Origin of the sequence: Xanthomonas sp. D-99, assembly GCF_017746145.1 — a bacterium.
Taxonomy (GTDB): domain Bacteria; phylum Pseudomonadota; class Gammaproteobacteria; order Xanthomonadales; family Xanthomonadaceae; genus Xanthomonas; species Xanthomonas cissicola.
Genome location: NZ_JAGHWU010000041.1, coordinates 34295 through 51513, shown reverse-complemented (window position 1 = coordinate 51513; position 17219 = coordinate 34295). Strand labels below are relative to the sequence as shown.

At 64.1% G+C, this 17219-nt stretch carries 12 protein-coding genes; 4 read left to right on the top strand and 8 right to left on the bottom strand.

Annotated elements, in window-relative coordinates:
- Positions 1-108 precede the first annotated feature (108 nt).
- From J7360_RS14375 to J7360_RS14365, 3 genes are all read right to left on the bottom strand, one after another.
- Positions 109-705, bottom strand: a complete 597-nt coding sequence (locus J7360_RS14375) for an LON peptidase substrate-binding domain-containing protein (RefSeq protein ID WP_057661093.1) — start codon at positions 703-705, stop codon at positions 109-111.
- Positions 705-2072 carry a UDP-N-acetylmuramate:L-alanyl-gamma-D-glutamyl-meso-diaminopimelate ligase gene (gene mpl, locus J7360_RS14370; protein WP_176215021.1) on the bottom strand — a complete coding sequence of 456 codons (1368 nt, stop codon included), beginning with the start codon at positions 2070-2072 and terminating at the stop codon, positions 705-707. Before mpl ends, J7360_RS14375 begins: the two co-directional genes overlap by 1 nt.
- A 359-nt stretch (positions 2073-2431) precedes the next feature.
- Positions 2432-2995 (bottom strand): adenylate kinase, encoded by a 564-nt coding sequence (locus J7360_RS14365; protein WP_003483308.1) that lies wholly within the window; start codon positions 2993-2995, stop codon positions 2432-2434.
- A 160-nt stretch (positions 2996-3155) separates the two neighbouring features.
- On the opposite strand from J7360_RS14365, the gene J7360_RS14360 reads away from it, so the two are divergent.
- Entirely contained in the window at positions 3156-4412 is a 1257-nt protein-coding gene (locus tag J7360_RS14360) for a 6-phosphofructokinase (RefSeq protein WP_057661098.1), read from the top strand.
- Positions 4413-4659: 247 nt separating this feature from the next.
- On the opposite strand, the gene J7360_RS14355 is transcribed toward J7360_RS14360, so the two are convergent.
- Positions 4660-5184, bottom strand: a complete 525-nt coding sequence (locus J7360_RS14355) for a hypothetical protein (RefSeq protein WP_007972791.1) — start codon at positions 5182-5184, stop codon at positions 4660-4662.
- A 250-nt stretch (positions 5185-5434) separates the two neighbouring features.
- Between J7360_RS14355 and J7360_RS14350 the strand changes: the two genes are divergently transcribed.
- Positions 5435-7462, top strand: a complete 2028-nt coding sequence (locus J7360_RS14350) for a sodium-translocating pyrophosphatase (RefSeq protein ID WP_057661099.1) — start codon at positions 5435-5437, stop codon at positions 7460-7462.
- Between the two features lie 285 nt (positions 7463-7747).
- Here the strand turns inward: J7360_RS14350 and J7360_RS14345 are convergent, their stop codons facing one another.
- Positions 7748-8227: a hypothetical protein gene (locus tag J7360_RS14345; protein WP_022558530.1), complete on the bottom strand. Its 480-nt coding sequence runs from the start codon at positions 8225-8227 to the stop codon at positions 7748-7750.
- A gap of 197 nt (positions 8228-8424) precedes the next feature.
- Between J7360_RS14345 and ppa the strand changes: the two genes are divergently transcribed.
- On the top strand, positions 8425-8961 hold the full coding sequence (gene ppa / locus J7360_RS14340) for an inorganic diphosphatase (RefSeq protein ID WP_209034126.1): 537 nt from the start codon (positions 8425-8427) through the stop codon (positions 8959-8961).
- Between the two features lie 113 nt (positions 8962-9074).
- Positions 9075-10223, top strand: coding sequence for an HDOD domain-containing protein (locus J7360_RS14335; RefSeq protein WP_209034124.1), 1149 nt, complete (start codon positions 9075-9077; stop codon positions 10221-10223).
- A 395-nt stretch (positions 10224-10618) separates the two neighbouring features.
- Here the strand turns inward: J7360_RS14335 and J7360_RS14330 are convergent, their stop codons facing one another.
- From J7360_RS14330 to J7360_RS14320, 3 genes are all read right to left on the bottom strand, one after another.
- The gene (locus J7360_RS14330; RefSeq protein WP_057661106.1) at positions 10619-13462 is read right to left on the bottom strand and encodes a TonB-dependent receptor; all 2844 of its coding nucleotides are present in this window, start codon (positions 13460-13462) and stop codon (positions 10619-10621) included.
- 48 nt (positions 13463-13510) lie between these two features.
- Complete coding sequence (locus J7360_RS14325; protein WP_057661108.1) at positions 13511-14404, bottom strand: helix-turn-helix transcriptional regulator; 894 nt, start codon at positions 14402-14404, stop codon at positions 13511-13513.
- A gap of 110 nt (positions 14405-14514) precedes the next feature.
- Entirely contained in the window at positions 14515-16854 is a 2340-nt protein-coding gene (locus tag J7360_RS14320; RefSeq protein WP_057661109.1) for a winged helix-turn-helix domain-containing protein, read from the bottom strand.
- Between the last annotated feature and the right edge of the window lie 365 nt (positions 16855-17219).

The following is a 17219-nucleotide window of genomic DNA, read 5'->3' as shown; positions in this document are numbered from 1 at the left end:
CGCATCCAGAGCGTGGATGCCATCGGCAGCGCACTCAAGCGTCGCCAGTGTGCCGTTGCAAGGGTGCAAGCGCAGTGATGGGCTCGCCTGCGCCATTGCGTCGGCGCGTTACGGCATCCAGGCGAGCAATTGATCCAGTCGCCGATGCGGATCGTCTTGCTGCAGCAGCGACAGACGTTGCTGTTCGGTCAGCGGCAACAGCTCGGCCAACCGCCAGCCAACCCAGGCGGCCTGATCCAGCAAACCTGGCCCCACTGTGGCGAATTCGCCACCCACCTGTTCGAGCATCCGCTCGAGCACCGTGGCCAGCAGGCTGTGTTCGGGGCGCAATTCGTCGTCGCTGTCGGGCTCGCACCAGCTCACCTGGCCGACGACCAGACCGTTGTCGCGGATACGCGAGCGCTGTACATGGAAGCGGCGCGTACCGCGCAAGCGCAGCACCAGCACGCCATCGGCCCCGACATCGAAATCTTCGATACGCACCTCGGTGCCGAAGGCCGCCGGCGTCGCCGGCGCGCCTACCTCGGCGCCTTCCAGGATCAGGCACACGCCAAAGCTGCTGCCGGTGCGGCCGCTCTCGCGCACCAGGTCCAGATAGCGGCGCTCGAACACGCGCAAGCCCATTGCCGCACCGGGCAGCAACACGCTGTGCAACGGAAACAGCGGCAAGGTGCTGGTCTCGCCGGTAGGCATGAGCGGCACCATCAGGACAACTGCGCCAGGAAGCGACGCGGCGCACCATCGAAGCCGCCATTGGACATGAACACCACATGGTCGCCAGGCCGCGCAATCTCGCCCAGCGTCTGCAGCAATGCATCCACGTCGTGCGCAACATGCGCATCGCCACGCACCTGCGCGATGATCGGCGCCGCGTCCCAGGCCAGTTCCGGCCGATGTAAAAACACCACTGCATCGGCATCGTGCAGCGATGGCGCCAAAGCCTGCGCATGCGCGCCCAAGCGCATCGAATTGCTGCGCGGCTCCATTGCCACCAGCACGCGCGCCGCCCCGACCTTCGCACGCAAGCCCTGCAACGTCGTCGCGATTGCGGTGGGATGGTGCGCAAAGTCGTCGTACACGGTGATGTCGCGCGCGTTGCCAATGACTTCCAGCCGCCGCTTGACGCTCTGGAACTGCGCCAACGCCGGCATCACCGTCGCCGGATCCACGCCCACCGCCTGCACCGCCGCCAGCGCCGCCAACCCGTTCAGGACGTTGTGCCGCCCAACCAACGGCCACTGCACCTGGCCAATTTCCACGCCACGATGCAGCACCGCAAATGCGCTGCCATCGGCCGCGATCAAACGCGCACTCCAGTCCAGCGACGCCTCGAAGCCGAACCGCTCCACCGGCGTCCAGCATCCCATCGCCAGCACCTCGGCCAGGTGCGCGTCCTCGCCGTTGACGATCAGGCGACCGCGCGCGGGCACCGTGCGCACCAGATGGTGAAACTGGCGCTGGATGGCGGCCACGTCCGGGAAGATGTCGGCGTGGTCGTATTCCAGGTTATTGAGGATCGCCACCAATGGCCGGTAGTGCACGAACTTGCTGCGCTTGTCGAAAAACGCGGTGTCGTATTCGTCGGCTTCCACCACGAATTCGCGCCCCTGGCCCAGTCGCGCCGACACGCCGAAATCTTCGGCCACGCCACCGATCAAAAACCCCGGCGCGCGCCCGGCCGCCTCCAGCAGGTAGCTCAGGATGGTGGTGGTGGTGGTCTTGCCATGGGTGCCAGCGACCGCCAGCGTGTCGCGGCCCGGCAGCACCCGCTCGGCCAGCCACTGCGCGCCGGAGGTGTACCGGCGGCCGGCATCCAGCACCGCCTCCACCGCCGGATTGCCGCGCGACAGGGCATTACCGACAATCACCTCGGTCGCGTCCGGCGAAATATTGGACGGCGCGTATCCCTGTTCCAGCGCAATGCCCAGCGTTTCCAGCTGTGTGGACATCGGCGGATAGATGGCCTGGTCACTGCCTTCCACCTGCCAGCCCAGCTCACGCGCCAGGGCGGCCACACCGCCCATGAAAGTTCCGGCGATGCCGAGAATGTGGAGTTTGCTCATGCCGCCTATTGTCGCCGATCGCCGCAGTTGCCGGACATTCCAATCCAACGCAAGCCCAGGTGTCGGGGCTTTCCTACCGTACTGTCGGGAATTTCCCGATGTGCGAACCCGGTCACATCGCTCACTATGCTGAACGCCAGTCGCAGTATCCCTTTGGTCCTACTCCCCAAGAGGCCAAATCCCCAGGGAGCTCATGCTGTCGGGGCTCTGAGCAAGCCTACTACTGGCGTTATTCCGCCCCGGGCGTCTTGTACGTCCGGGGTTTTTCTTTTGGGTCGCGCTGTCCGGACGATCACGGCGAGAAAGCAGCGCGACCAGAGGCCGCGCCTGGCCGAGACTGGGCCTTGCGCCGTGCGTCCCCTACCGACTCAGCGTCCGAGCGCCTTGCTGATGCGCTCCAGCACTTCGTCCAGCGAACCCACGCCATCCACGCGCGCCAACTTGCCGCGCTGCTCGTAGAAGCCGATCACCGGTGCAGTGGAATCGGTGTAGACCTGCAGACGCTTGCGCACCGATTCCGGGTTGTCGTCTTCGCGGCCTTCGGCCTTGGCACGACCGGCGATGCGCTCGACCAGCAACTCGCTGGCCACATCCAGCTGCACCACGGCATCCAGCGGCTGACCGATCTTGCCGAGCAATTCGTCCAGCGCATTGGCCTGGGCCACGTTGCGCGGGTAGCCATCCAGGATGAAACCCTTGGCCACATCGGCCTGGCCAAGGCGCGCCTCGAGCATGCCGAGCAGGATGTCGTCGGACACCAGGTCGCCGCGTGCCATCACTTCCTTGGCCTTCAATCCCAGCGGCGAGCCAGCGGCCACTTCGGCGCGCAACAGGTCGCCGGTGGAAATATGCGGAATGTCAAACGTGTCTTTGAGACGTGTCGCCTGGGTGCCCTTGCCCGAACCGGGCGGTCCCAACAGAACCAATCGCATCAGTGGACTCCACTTTCGAATAAAAACGCGTTGCGGTGGGCGGCGTTAGACTCACGTCTTCGCCGGCGCTGACCGTATGGCCGTGCAGCTTACCGCATCCGGGGAATGTCCCGGCACTGTCCCCCTGCGCCATGTCCCCATGTGAGGAGTCCGTCCCCCTATGACCACTGGCAACCTGCTCTATGCCCAATCAGGCGGCGTCACCGCCGTCATCAACGCCACCGCAGCCGGCGTCATCGCCGAAGCACGCGCACGCAAGATCAAGGTATTGGCCGCACGCAACGGCATCCTGGGCGCCTTGCGCGAGGAGTTGATCGACACATCCAAAGAGTCCGCCGCCGCCATTGCCGCCCTGGCGCAGACGCCCGGCGGTGCATTCGGCTCGTGCCGCTACAAGCTCAAATCGCTGGAAGAAGACAGCGCCCAGTACGAACGTCTGCTCGACGTGCTGCGCGCGCACGACGTCCGCTGGTTCCTCTACAACGGCGGCAACGACTCGGCCGACACCGCGTGGAAGGTCTCGCAACTCGCAAAGGCCTATGGTTACCCGCTGCACTGCATCGGCGTGCCAAAGACCATCGACAACGATCTGGCGGTGACCGACACCTGCCCCGGCTTCGGCTCGGCGGCCAAGTACACCGCCGTCTCGGTACGCGAGGCCGCACTGGATGTCGCCGCCATGGCCGACACCTCCACCAAGGTCTTCATCTATGAGGCGATGGGCCGTCATGCCGGTTGGCTGGCCGCAGCGGCAGGCCTGGCCGGGCAAGGCCCGGATGACGCCCCGCAGATCATCCTGCTGCCCGAACGCGCCTACGACCAGGCTGCATTCCTGGCCAAGGTGAAACAGGTGGTGGAGAAGGTCGGCTGGTGCGTGGTGGTGGCCAGCGAGGGCATCCAGGACGCACACGGCAAGTTCGTTGCCGATGCCGGCGGCGCGGCCGACTCGTTCGGCCATGCACAGCTCGGCGGCGTGGCCTCGTTCCTGGCCGCACAGGTCAAGCAGGAGCTCGGCTACAAGGTGCACTGGACGCTACCGGATTACCTGCAGCGCTCCGCGCGCCATCTTGCATCGAAGACAGACTGGGAACAGGCGCAAGCGGTCGGCAAGGCCGCCGTGCAATACGCGATCAAAGGCATGAACGCGGTGATCCCGGTGATCGAACGCGTCAGCGACGCACCATACCGCTGGAAGATCGTGCCCGCCCCCCTGCACAAGGTGGCCAATCACGAAAAGAAGATGCCGCCCAGCTTCCTGCGCAAGGACGGCTTTGGCATCACCGAACGCGCCCGCCGCTACTTCGCCCCGTTGATCAAGGGCGAAGCCCCGCTGGCTTACGGCAGCGATGGCCTGCCGAAGTATGTGAGTTTGAAGAATGTCGCGGTGGCGAAGAAGTTGCCGGTTTGGGAGGGGTAAGATCGACGCCGCGTGGGATGCACAGCGATGCTCAATTCTCCGCTGAGGTGGCGGCACATCGGGCAACTCATGCACGTGGGTTGCGCCCTGACGAAAGTTGGCGCTGAGGACGTCGGTCATTACGACAGGTGATGAAAGCGCGTTGTCTAGGCGTCTGTCGAAGTAATTGATACACCTGTGCATGCGCTGAAAGCGAACTCCGGACTGGCCGGGGTTCGTCGTTATGGATGCAGAGCAAAGTCTCGACTTACTGACACGCCTTGCCTTCCAGCGTCATCTGCGCAGCGAACATGGGCACCTGTGGAATCTTGCCGGCAGCGGCTTGCTGCTTGGCGTCTTCCAGATAGATGCGCGACTGGCCCTGGCCATCGAGTTGTGGTTTTGCGTCGGCCGGCTTGCGCCACACGCGCACGACCGCCTGCTGCGACGGGCACGCTGCGCTTGGTACACGGATCACATCGTTGAAGATCCAGCCCGAGGCGACGCTGGGCGCGGTCTTGGCGAAATCCACGAAGCGTGCACGTGGCTGGCAGGTGGGGCTGCTGCGCACCACCGACAATGTATACGGCTGTGCAGCATTTCCGGTAAACACGCCTTCCAGGCGTGCGCAGGCTTCCGGGATCTGACGCAAAGTGTGCACGGCACCGACCGCTTGCGCGGCGCCGGGTGCGCGCGGCTTGAGTTCGGGCGTGGGATCGGCCGCAAACGCTTGGCTCGTCAGCAACAGCGTCGCGAGCATCGCGGCGTATTTTTGCGCAGCATGGTGGGACATGGACACTCCTGGTCGACCGAATCACGTTGGCTGCAGGCTGTCACGCCGCAACTGAACGACGCGCCAAAGCCATAACGCTGGTCGCCACGCAGGGCGCGGCGCATACTCGGCCGCGATCCGGCCATCTGAACATTCGCGACGCGCATTACGGCCCAGGCGGCCGTCGAGTCCGTATTCGTCAGTCCACTCGTTGTGTGCATCGCCCTTGGTTCGTCCCGACCGGACGACATCCATTCTCTTGGGAGGGGTCATGCTGGAACACTACGGGTTGTGGCTTGCGCTGGGTTGCGCGGTCTTGGCAATCGTCTATGGAATCGTGTCGGCGCGCTGGGTGGTCGCGCAGTCGAGCGGCAATGCACGCATGCAGGAGATCGCCGCCGCGATCCAGGAAGGCGCGCGTGCCTATCTCAACCGGCAATACCTCACCATTTCGGTTGCTGGGGCAGTGCTGTTCGTGTTGGTCGGGCTGTTCCTGAGTTGGTACACCGCGATCGGGTTTGCACTGGGTGCGGCATTGTCCGGGTTAGCCGGCTATATCGGCATGAACGTGTCGGTACGCGCCAATGTACGCACCGCCGAGGCGGCGCGGCATGGCATTGGCAAGGCGATGGATGTGGCGTTCCGTGGCGGGGCGATCACCGGCATGCTGGTGGTCGGCCTGGGGCTGCTCGGCGTTGCGGGCTACTTTGCTGTGCTGCAAGGCATGGGGCTGCCACTGGAGCAGAACCTGCATGCCTTGGTGGGCCTGGCGTTCGGGTCGTCGTTGATCTCGATCTTTGCGCGCCTGGGTGGCGGAATTTTCACCAAGGGCGCAGATGTGGGCGCCGATCTTGTCGGCAAGGTCGAGGCCGGCATTCCCGAGGACGATCCACGCAACCCGGCGGTGATTGCGGACAATGTCGGCGACAACGTGGGCGACTGCGCCGGCATGGCGGCCGACCTGTTCGAAACCTACGCGGTCACCGTGATCGCCACCATGCTGCTCGGCAGTCTGACGCTGGCCGACACCGGCCCGCATGCCGTGCTCTATCCATTGGTGCTCGGCGGGGTATCGATCATCGCCTCGATCGTGGGCGCGGCCTTCGTCAAGGTCAAAGACGGCGGCTCGATCATGGGTGCGCTTTATAAAGGCGTCATCGTGTCGGGCGTGCTGGCGGCGTTGGCTTACTGGCCCATCACCCAATCGCTGATGCGCGACAACATCCACGGCGCCACGGCGTTGTACGCCTGCGCACTGATCGGCCTGGTGCTCACCGGCCTGATCGTGTGGATCACCGAGTACTACACCGGCACGCAGTACACCCCGGTGCAGCATGTTGCATCGGCCAGCACCACCGGGCACGGCACCAACATCATCGCAGGGCTCGGTATTTCGATGAAATCTACCGCGTTGCCGGTGATCGCGGTCTGTGCAGCAATCTGGGGGGCGTTCCATTTCGGCGGCTTGTACGGCATTGCGATTGCAGCGACGGCCATGTTGTCGATGGCCGGCATGATCGTTGCGCTGGACGCGTATGGGCCGATTACCGATAACGCCGGCGGCATCGCCGAGATGGCCGAGCTCCCCCCCGAGGTCCGCAACATTACCGATCCGCTGGACGCGGTGGGCAACACCACCAAGGCAGTGACCAAGGGCTACGCGATCGGATCGGCGGCGCTGGCTGCGTTGGTGCTGTTTGCCGACTACACGCACAACCTGCAGGCGGCCAATCCCGACCAGGTGTACGCCTTCGATCTATCCGACCACACGGTGATCATCGGGCTGCTGATTGGCGGGCTGATTCCGTATCTGTTCGGCGCGATGGCGATGGAAGCGGTCGGCCGCGCCGCCGGCGCCGTGGTGGAAGAAGTGCGCCGTCAGTTCCGCGAGCTTCCCGGCATCATGGCCGGCACCGCCAAGCCGCAGTACGACCGCGCGGTCGATATGCTGACCCGCTCGGCGATTGGCGAAATGATCGTGCCGTCGCTGCTGCCGGTGGTGGTTCCGATCATTGTGGGGTTGCTACTGGGGCCGCGTGCACTGGGTGGCTTGTTGATCGGCACGATTGTCACTGGCTTGTTCCTGGCGATTTCGATGACCACTGGCGGCGGCGCCTGGGACAACGCCAAGAAATACATCGAGGACGGCCACTTCGGCGGGAAAGGCAGCGAGGCGCACAAGGCTGCGATTACCGGCGACACGGTCGGTGACCCGTACAAGGACACCGCGGGGCCGGCGATCAACCCGTTGATCAAGATCATCAACATCGTGGCCTTATTGCTCGTGCCCCTGCTGTAACGCTGCGATGACCGCAGGTCGCGTGACCTGCGGTCGTGACGACGGAAGCAGCCGACCAACCAGTCGCGGCAGGTCACGCGGAAAGTGGCAACGCTGCGGCCCAGGGACCAGGCACATAAGGGCACGGCCGACCCGCTCATCTGCTCACCAGCTCAGGATCGGCAGCACGCCGGCGCCGGCTGGCGGCGACCATCGTCGATATGAAATCGTCGATACGAAGATGGCACCCCCAGGTGGAAGGGGCTGGCCCGTGTTGGCAAGCCCCCGTCCCGCCCTGACCAACGATCACAGGCAGCCGATCAAGCCGTCATAGATCGGCGGTGCGCCGCCCGGCAGTGGCTGGAACAGCGGATTGGCCACCGCAAGCGTGCGATACATCTCATCCAGGCGGGTCCCGGCCTTCAACGGTGCCGTGCAGCGCCACACCCGACTGTCCGACCGCAGGTAACCGCTGCGCGGATCGACGCTGACCTCACTGGCGCCGAAGGTCCAGATGCAGCTCCGCACCACCCCGGTGACGCGATGCACCGAGCAGCGGAAGCGCAGCGGCTGGTAGTCGCTGAAGTCGCCACCGCAAAAGGTATCGCCGCAGATATTGTCGAAGTCGCGGTCCAGCCGCTGCTCCAGGTCGATGAACGCCTCCCAGCCCTCGCCATTGGCGGGCCAGTCCACCGCGTCCACAAAGGTGGGTGGAGGCGTGGCGGCGGCGATCTGGGCGGTAAGGGACAGCAGCAGGAGAACGAGCAAACGCGCAAGCCTGGACATTGGCAATTCCTATGCGGTGGATGAGCCTGCAGCGTGCGCCGCCGGCCGGGCCGCAACGATCAGGCAGCCACCCGTGATGAACGCGGGCTATGCCGCACGCAGTGGTCAGGACATTGCCCATTCAGTGTCGCTGCAGCGCAACAGCCGAACGCGTAGAATCGCGCTCCACACACTGCTGACGCCTCGGAGCTACCCGCATGGGCCTTGAACTGGTCACCTCTGGCAAGAATCTGCCGGAAGAAATCAACGTCGTCGTCGAGATCCCCAAGGATTCCGAGCCGGTCAAGTACGAAGTCGACAAGGCCAGCGGGGCGATCTTCGTGGACCGCATCCTGTCGACCCCGATGCGTTACCCCTGCAACTATGGCTACGTGCCCAACACCCTGTGCGGCGATGGCGACCCGGCCGACGTGCTGGTGGTGCTGCCGTTGCCACTGGTGCCGGGCTCGGTGGTGCGCTGCCGTCCGGTGGGCGTGCTGCGCATGAGCGACGAGGCCGGCAGCGACGAAAAGATCCTGGCCGTGCCGATCGAGAAGATCTTCTCCGGTTACGCGCACATCGAAGACATCAACCAGGTATCCAGCCACTGGATGGAGCGTATCGGCCACTTCTTCCAGCATTACAAGGACTTGGAGAAGGGCAAGTGGGTCAAGCTGGATGGCTGGGGCGGCGCGGCCGAGGCCAAGCGCATCCTGACCGAGTCGGTGGAACGCTACAATTCCGACGCACCCTAATCCATCGATCATGATGCTGCCCTGCGTGTTGGGGGCGACCGGGATCACGCTTCTGGCGTGATCCCGGTGACCGCTTTCGGCAGATTGGGTACATTGCCGAAAGCGTTTGGCCGGTGTCTGTCACCGGTGACTTCTGGGGAAGTGTCTTGCGTATTCTGTTTGTTGGGGACGAAGCCAGTCTTCCGTCCGACCTTGTCGACTATGTCGCCGACCTGGGCGACCAGTGGCAGGCGCAGCAGGTGGCCGATGGCAATTCGGCGATCGAAGCTGCCGCGCTGTCGCCGTTCGACGCCGTCATCGTTGCCCCGGTGCTGCCGGACCTGACTGCCGCCACCTTGCTGGGGCAAATCCGCACGCTGCGCCCGGACACCATTCGTATTGCGTTGATCGATGCGCAATGCGGCCAGCGCACGCCGCCGGCCCGCATCATCGGCGTGGCGCATCGCTTCTTGCGGATGCCGCTGGCACCCGAAGTGCTGCTCGAAGCGGTCACCAGCCTGGAAGAACTGCGCGAGCTGCTCAGCAATCCGCGCCTGCGCGCGGCGATCGGGCGGATCGAAAAGCTGCCCTCGCCTCCGCATTTGTACCTGAGCCTGATGCATGCGCTGGAAGAGGACGATGGCGCCGATGCGGCCGATATCGCCAAGCTGATCGCCGGCGACCCGGCGATCGCGGCGAAAGTGCTGCAATTGTGCAATTCGGCGTTTTTTTCAGGTGGCCGCAGCATTACCGATCTGCGCACGGCGGTGACCCGCCTGGGCGTGGCGACGCTGCGCGACCTGGTGCTGGCCAGCGAAGTGTTTTCGGTCCAGACGCTCACACCGGCCGAGCGCAATGCGATGCAGCGCCGCGCCCTGCTCTCCTCGCGCCTGGCGGCCAAGGTGCTTCCGCCGACCAGCGCAGAACTCGGTTCCACCGCCGCACTGCTGGCCGACATCGGCCTGCTGCTGCCGGGCGTGCGCGACGAGCGCGAACCACCGGCCGAAGGCGGCGACGAACGCCTGGGTCACACCGAAGCCGGCGCCTACCTGCTTGGCCTGTGGGGCTTGCCGATGCCCATCATCGAAGCGGTGGCCTTCCATCGCCATCCGCTGCGTTCCAGCATGCGCAGCTTCTGGGTCACCGGCGCAGTGCATGTCGCCACGGCATTGGCCAGCGGCGAAAGCGTGGACGAAGAGTACCTGACCAAGGTCGGCGTCATCGCGCGCCTGCCAAGCTGGCGCGAACAGGCCGACACGTTGCTGGGGCTTACCGAAGCGTAAGTTAGTCGCATGCGGCATGCCTGAAAAAAAACGCGGCCAAGGCCGCGTTTTTTATGCCGTTTCTTCCTGCATGGAGCCGTTACGCCAGGGCCGCGCATTGCAAACCTTGGCCTGGGTGACGACGACCCTCACCCGACGCGCACCGCAGGTGCGCTCACGCGCTGTGGAAGCTGCACGGCAATAAGGACGGCAGTTCTCCCAAGCCGCATCGCTCGGCAACCTTCACCTCCTGCGCGCGCTCTTCGCGGGAGTGCCGCACCGCTTGAGTAGCGCAGCGATTACCCTGCATCTAAATCACCGCGTCGCACGCGCAGCTTCCTCATCGCATCAGCGCATTGCACATAAAAAAGACGGGCCTTGCGGCCCGTCTTCTATTTACTACGCGCGTCGATGGATCAGAAGCGCTGGGTGTACTTCATGTACACGAAACGACCGATTTCGAAGCCGCCGTAGTAGGCGAAGCTGCTGTTCGGTGCCGAGTACTGCAGCGGACCGCGGTGATCGAACACATTGTTCGCGCCGAGTGCGACCGTTGCGTCCCACGGCGCCTTCCAGTTGACCTGCAGGTCGTGGAAGGTGTTGGCGCCGGTGTGACGCAGCGGGTCGGACTCGCCATTGGCGACATGGTCCGGCGCATCGCAATAGCCTTCGGCCAGCGTGATGCAGCTTTCCTTCATGCCCGAGTAGTAACGCAGGGTGTAGTTGACGCCGAAATCACCCAGCGACCAGTTCACGCCAACGTTCGAACGCACGCGGAAGATGCCCGGCTCGCCGACGCGACCAATCATGATGGCGTTGCCCGCGCTGTCCTGGCCGGCTTCGTCGTACTTGCTGACGTAGCTGGTCTGCCAGTCGAAGGTGAAGGAACCGATGGCCGTTTCCGGCAGGCTGTACTTCACACCCAGGTCGTAGCCTTCGGTTTCCATCTGACCGAGGTTGGCCACGCCGTAGCTCATCGCCGAGATATGACCATCGGCTGCGCGTGTGACATTTGCGCAACGTTCTGCATTGCCGAGCACATAGCAGTCGCGCAGGATGCGGTCGACGCTATCGGCGATGATCATGTCGTTGATCTCGTAGCGGTACCAATCCAGCGAGATGTCCAGACCCTGCACCCAACGCGGGCTCCAGACCAGACCGGCGGTCTTGCTCGTGGAGGTTTCCGGCTTCAGGTTCGGGTTGGCGCCGCTGATGAATTCATCAGGCGTCTGGCACGGATAGGTCGTGCAAGGCACGAAGCCCTGACCGAGCTGGGTGTAGCCGAGCGGAACATTGGCATTGTTGCAAGCCGCGTTGCCGTTGACGCTGTTCGGGGCGCCGACGCCGCAAGGATCGATGTAAGACTCGAAGCTGCTGCTCAGGCCACCATACAGGTCGCTGATGGTCGGCGCACGGAAACCTTCTGCATACGTCGCACGCACCAGCAGGTCTTCCAGCGGACGCCAGGTCAGGCCGAACTTCGAGTTCAGCGTGTTACCGAAGTTGCTGTAGTCCGAATAACGCGTTGCGGCGTTGAAGGTCAGTTCCTTGGCGAAAGCGACATCGCTGAGGAGCGGAACATTCAATTCGAGGTAGACCTCGTCCAGCGAGTACTGGCCCTGCGTGGTCTTGGCACCCAGGCCGGTGCTTTCGCCCGACTGCGCAAACGCATCCGGAGAGAAGCGACCTTCTTCCTTGCGATGTTCATAGCCCACCGCAACGCCCAGATCGCCAGCCGGCAGCTCAACCACCGAACCGGACAGGTTTGCGGTGAAGCTGGTGGTCTTGGTCAGGCCGGTATCGGTGAAGGTCGGAAACAGGAATTCCTGCAGCGCCGGGTCGGCAAGCGAGCCCTGACCTGCAACGTTGTACGGCAGCAGCGGATTCCAAGGACGGCAGGCCGACAACGAGATCGGGTCTGCAGCGGTACCGCACTGCGCAACGCCCTGGCCGTTGATGAAGGACGGGCCCAGTGCCTGACGCGACGCGATGAGGCTCATGTCGCCACGGCTGCGCTTGGTGTTCTCGTTGCGGTTCCACAACGCACCCACGTCCCAGTCCCAGGTCTTGCCGCCGATGTCGAAGTAGCCACTCAAGGTCGGCGCGAAGCGCAGGGTCTTGAGCTGGTTTTCGCTGGCGCGCGGCACTTCCCACAGACGGCGACGGAAGTCGACATCCTGGCCGATCGGATTAAACGCGCTGCTGCCTTCCAGCGGAGTGCCGAACGAACCGGACTGATACGGGTAGCCCGCGATCTGTCCATCGGTCGTGCGCTCGTTGTAGGCAATATCGGCGTTGAAGGTGATGGCATCGGCAACGTCGTAGTTGACGTTGGCGAACACCGACTTCCGCTCGATACCGGTCTGCACCATCATCTGCTGGTTCGAGTTGGCGTACTCGGCCGGCGTGATGCGGTGATAGTCGGCCGGGTTGTTCGGGTTGCCGCCGGCATTGAGCGTCTGCCACACCGCGGTATCCGGATCATCGCAGTCGACCTGCAGCGGATTGCACCACGAACCGTTCTGGCTGATCGGGCTCCAGCTGTTCGGGGTCGAGTTGGGACCACGCGAACCATCGCGGCTGAACCAACGGTTCTTGGCGAACACCGGGTCCTGCTTGGAATATTCGGCAGACAGCGTCACGCCACCGCGCTCGCCCTGCGAGCCAACAGTGAAGGAGTACTGCGTGGTGTCGCCGTCGCCCTGGCCGAACTGGCCGAACTGCACGCTGGCTTCAGCGCCGTCGAAACGCTTGCGGGTGATGACGTTGACCACACCGGCGATTGCGTCTGAGCCGTAGATGGACGAGGCGCCGTCCTTCAGCACTTCGATACGTTCGATTGCCGACATCGGAATCTGGCTGAGATCCTGCAGACCGGAGGTCGATGCACCCAGACGCTTACCGTTCACCAGCACCAACGTACGCTGCGCGCCGAGATTGCGCAGGTCGACGTAGTAACCGCCAACGTCTTCGCCGGACGATAGCGCGTCAGCGCGCGAGATGGCCGGGGAGCCGGCGGAGGTCAGGTTCTGCAGCACGTCGGCAACAGACGTCAGGCCCTGCTTTTCCAACGCTTGACGGTCAAGCGTCAGGATCGGCTGCTGCGTCTCGACGTCCGCGCTGCGGATGCGCGAGCCGGTGATCTCGATACGGTCAAGCGTGGTGGTCGACTCTTGTGCGGCGGCAAAAGCCGGCGTCAACGCGATCGCAATACCGGCGGGCAACAGGCCCAGCCGCACTGCGGAAGTGCGAAGGTTCATCAATCTCTCCAGGGTTCGTTAGTGGCGCGTTAAGCGCCCCTGTGCAAATTACGATTGCGTGAACGCCGTCGCTTTGCGCGTCACGCTACGTGGCTTTGCCGAATCTGGCGGATTTGCCGTTTGGTCGCGGTAGTGCGATGCGGAGACACCGAAGCGCGCACGGAACGCACGCGCGAAGCTGCAGCAGTTGTCGAAGCCGCTTGCCGCTGCAACCTCGCCGATCATCATTGAGGTATCGCGCAACAAATCGGAGGCACGCTCCAGACGCAAGCGTGCCGACAACGCTTGCGGGCTTTCTTCGTACAAGCTCTGAAACGTCTTGGAGACGTACCAGCTGGAAAAGTTGGTCAGCTGCGCCAGTTCGCTGATGCGCACCACGCGGTCGCTGTTGCCTTCCAGGTACAGCCGCGCACGCTGCATGCGCCCGAACACCTGACGCCGACGGCTGCGCGAGCGGCCCGGGCAACGCTGTTCCTGCGCAATGAAATCGCGCTGCATCGCGGCCAGGTGCAACAGCAACGGCCGCGCGGACGCGCTACCGCTTTGTGCGGCAGCATTGCGCCACAAGCGCAAGGCGATGCGCAGATCGCTGCGCGACAACTGGGCACGGCCGGGATACAGCGTGGCGTCAGTCAGTTCAGCAAGCGACTGCAGGCTCTCGCCATCCAGACCGACATCCACGCAGAGCGCGCTGCGGTCTGCCTGCACGGTGGGATGGGAATCCTTGTCGAAGGCGATCCAGTCGCTGGCGCGCAGACGAAAGCGGCCTTCCTTGGATTCCACCCATGCGCGTCCACGCAGCTGAATCCACAACGTGAATGTCGCCGCGCTGGTCCGGATACTACCTAGTCGCGAGACCGCCAGACAGGTGGTCGATGTCGACTCGCTGGCGCTATCAAGCGCGAGCGCAAGCCCACGATCTGCAGTGATGACCTGTTGCATGTTGGCAGCCCCCTGTACAAAAGAGGGCGTAGTGTTTTGCCGAATGTGTCGTCAGTCAGGAAGTTTTGACGAAACTGTGCCGAAATTGCCACGAAGCCTTTCCGAAAAACTTACGAAGCACTTTTTCTCAATACCGCCAACAAGTTAGCAATCAGGCCAACTGGCGCCACGGCATGCTGCGGCAGCGCCATGTATGCAATAGCGCTGCCATCTTCTTCGGCCAGCGACACATACAACGTCCCGTCGTGCTGGTTCAGGCTGAAACCGTTGATGGTGGTGAACTTGACCGCATCCAGACACTGGCCGCGACCGCTGCGCAGCTCGCTATCGTAGGCAGCGCAACTGTCGGTCGACGACAGGTAATGCAGCTGGCCATTCACGCCCGGCGCCCAACTGCGATATCGCCAGCGCGACGGCTGCTGCGGATCAACGACATGCAACGTATCGGCCGCCAGCGACGGAGCGACCTGCCAGACACCGCCGCCGCTGAGGCGGGTCAGCAACACCTGTCCGCTGACGCGGTCCAGGCGTAGTTGCGAGACGTCCTGCAGCGTTGCCAGCGCACGCCATGGGCTGCTGCGCCGGTCGTACAGCGTTGCGAAGGTATGCCCGTCGTCGGCAGCAGCAAGCACCAGCAACCGGTCGGGATCGGGAAGATGGATCGCCTGCAGCGGGCGCGGCTGCGGCACAGGCAGTCGCACCACCTGGCCGCTACCGGGGGTCACTTCGAATAACGCGGCATGCCCGGCTGCATCGCTGCCGCTGACCAGCACGCGTTGCGAATCGGCTGACCAGTCGCCGGCCTGGCGAGAATCCGGGCGCAGCCCTTCGATCAAGCGCACCGAGCCGGGCTTGCTGACATCGCCCCACCACAGCCCGTACGCACCGGAGCGATTGGATGCAAAGATCAGCTGGCGCCCGTCCGGCGCGATCATCGGCTGATCGTCGCGCCCGCTGGATGGAAACAGGCGGCGTCGAATGTAGCCGCCATTCATCGTGTCGCCAATGACCTGGTAGACGCCGAATTGCGGTTTGCGTTGCACGAACACCAGATGGCCGTGCGCCACGTCCGGTGCCTGCGCATCGTCCACGCCCACATCGTGCAAGCTGTGGTCTCGCAGATCGAGGCGATACAGCCGCGCCTCGCTGTCCACGCGACGCCCGAAGATCAAACCGCTGCCGTCGGGCAGCCAACTCCATCCACGGATATCGGCGTTGTCATGGGTGAGTCGTTCGGCAACGCCGCCTTCGGCCGGAATCCGCCACAGGTCCCCGAGCTGCGGATTACGCAGAAATACAATCCAATTCCCATCGGGCGAATAACGCGGCGCGTAATCGAAATCACCCGCCTGTGCCGGGTAGTCCAGCGCCTGCCAGTGCCTGGTTGCCAGATCCAGGCGACGCATGCGGGACGCGCCGTGCGTGCCGGTCATGCTGCCAAATACCAGCGCGCGCCCATCCGGCGACCAGCTGAAACTCAGCATGTCGGCACCATCGCACCGCACGACCTCGCGCGAGGCCGCCGGCCCGGTGGCCGCAGCGATCATGACCCGGCAGCTCCCGTCGGGCGCCTGCCTGGAAAACGCGATCTGGCGGCCATCCGGCGACCACGCCGGCAAACGATCGGAGACGCCGGGGCCAGGCGTTTCCAGTACCCGCGGATAGGCATTGTCGGTGGTCTTGACCAGGATCGAGGTGCCGGCACGATCGCGGGTCAACGAGGCGTACGCCACCATCGCGCCATCGGGCGACAGGCTTGGCGTGAGATCGAATCCACCGCCTGCGGTAATCACCTGATACGGCCGCTTGGGGCTGCCCAAGACCGCAGGCGCTTGCTCGGCTTCAGGCGCCGGGGCACGTCGCCATGAGGTCCATACCGCAAGCCCCAGCACGACCAGCAACGCCACGCAGGCGACTGCCAGCGCCATCGAGCGCTGCGGCCGCAGCGCGGCCGGCGTCGCAGCGGTGGGCGCCACAGGCTGGCCACGCGCGGCGCGGATGGGTGGTGCAACAGCGTCGGACTGCTCGGGGACGGACGCCACGCCTGCGTATGGCTGCGCCGGCTCGAACGCATCCGAACCAGGTGCCTCGTCCGGCAGCGTTGCCGATGCAGGTGCATGCGCTTCCCACGCAACCGCCGCCATCAAGCGATACCCCGTCTTGGCGATGGTCTCGATATGCTCCGAGCGCTGCCCGCCGTGGCTGGCAAGCGCCTTGCGCAGCTGCGTGACCGCCTGGGTCACCACATCGTTGGTCGGCAAGGTATCGGGCCAAACCTCGGCCAGCAGTTGCTCGCGCGTGACCACCTGGCCCGGCTGCCGTGCCAGGGTCAGCAACACCGCCAGGGATTTGGGCGCCAGCCGCAGCGGACGCTTTGCGCCAGGTGCGTGCACCTCGCGCGAGGCAACGTCGACCACGCACTGGCCGACCCGTAGCCGGCCCGATGGCATTGCAATGACGGGAGGAACACTCATCGGCAAAAAACACGCGTCGGCATGCAAGAACAACAAAGAGCGCCCCGCGCAATCCGTGAAACGCCAAATTCAGCAAAGGACGACGACCAACTGTGTCATGCATCCATTTGGTGCAAATTTTACGCTATGCCCCGTTGCTTCCTATGACAGGCGGCAGCGTCAGGCTCTCTCTCTCTCGCCGACGAATTCGAATAATGACGATGTACCCTTCGCGCCTTCTGGCGCGATTTTTTTATCTGCGATTCAGCTAAATCAGCCGAAACCCTTATTTCCTGGAATCGCTTGCAACCCTGCCATCGCGCGGCACTTGCGCACCGCGCTGCAATCTTTTCATTACAAAA

What these genes read in the sequence shown, in the direction of transcription:
- J7360_RS14375 (WP_057661093.1), bottom strand. Translation starts at nt 705, where the DNA reads ATGGTGCCGCTCATGCCTACCGGCGAGACCAGCACCTTGCCGCTGTTT.
- J7360_RS14365 (WP_003483308.1), bottom strand. Translation starts at nt 2,995, where the DNA reads ATGCGATTGGTTCTGTTGGGACCGCCCGGTTCGGGCAAGGGCACCCAG.
- J7360_RS14360 (WP_057661098.1), top strand. Translation starts at nt 3,156, where the DNA reads ATGACCACTGGCAACCTGCTCTATGCCCAATCAGGCGGCGTCACCGCC.
- J7360_RS14355 (WP_007972791.1), bottom strand. Translation starts at nt 5,184, where the DNA reads ATGTCCCACCATGCTGCGCAAAAATACGCCGCGATGCTCGCGACGCTG.
- J7360_RS14350 (WP_057661099.1), top strand. Translation starts at nt 5,435, where the DNA reads ATGCTGGAACACTACGGGTTGTGGCTTGCGCTGGGTTGCGCGGTCTTG.
- J7360_RS14345 (WP_022558530.1), bottom strand. Translation starts at nt 8,227, where the DNA reads ATGTCCAGGCTTGCGCGTTTGCTCGTTCTCCTGCTGCTGTCCCTTACC.
- ppa (WP_209034126.1), top strand. Translation starts at nt 8,425, where the DNA reads ATGGGCCTTGAACTGGTCACCTCTGGCAAGAATCTGCCGGAAGAAATC.
- J7360_RS14330 (WP_057661106.1), bottom strand. Translation starts at nt 13,462, where the DNA reads ATGAACCTTCGCACTTCCGCAGTGCGGCTGGGCCTGTTGCCCGCCGGT.
- J7360_RS14325 (WP_057661108.1), bottom strand. Translation starts at nt 14,404, where the DNA reads ATGCAACAGGTCATCACTGCAGATCGTGGGCTTGCGCTCGCGCTTGAT.
- J7360_RS14320 (WP_057661109.1), bottom strand. Translation starts at nt 16,854, where the DNA reads ATGCCATCGGGCCGGCTACGGGTCGGCCAGTGCGTGGTCGACGTTGCC.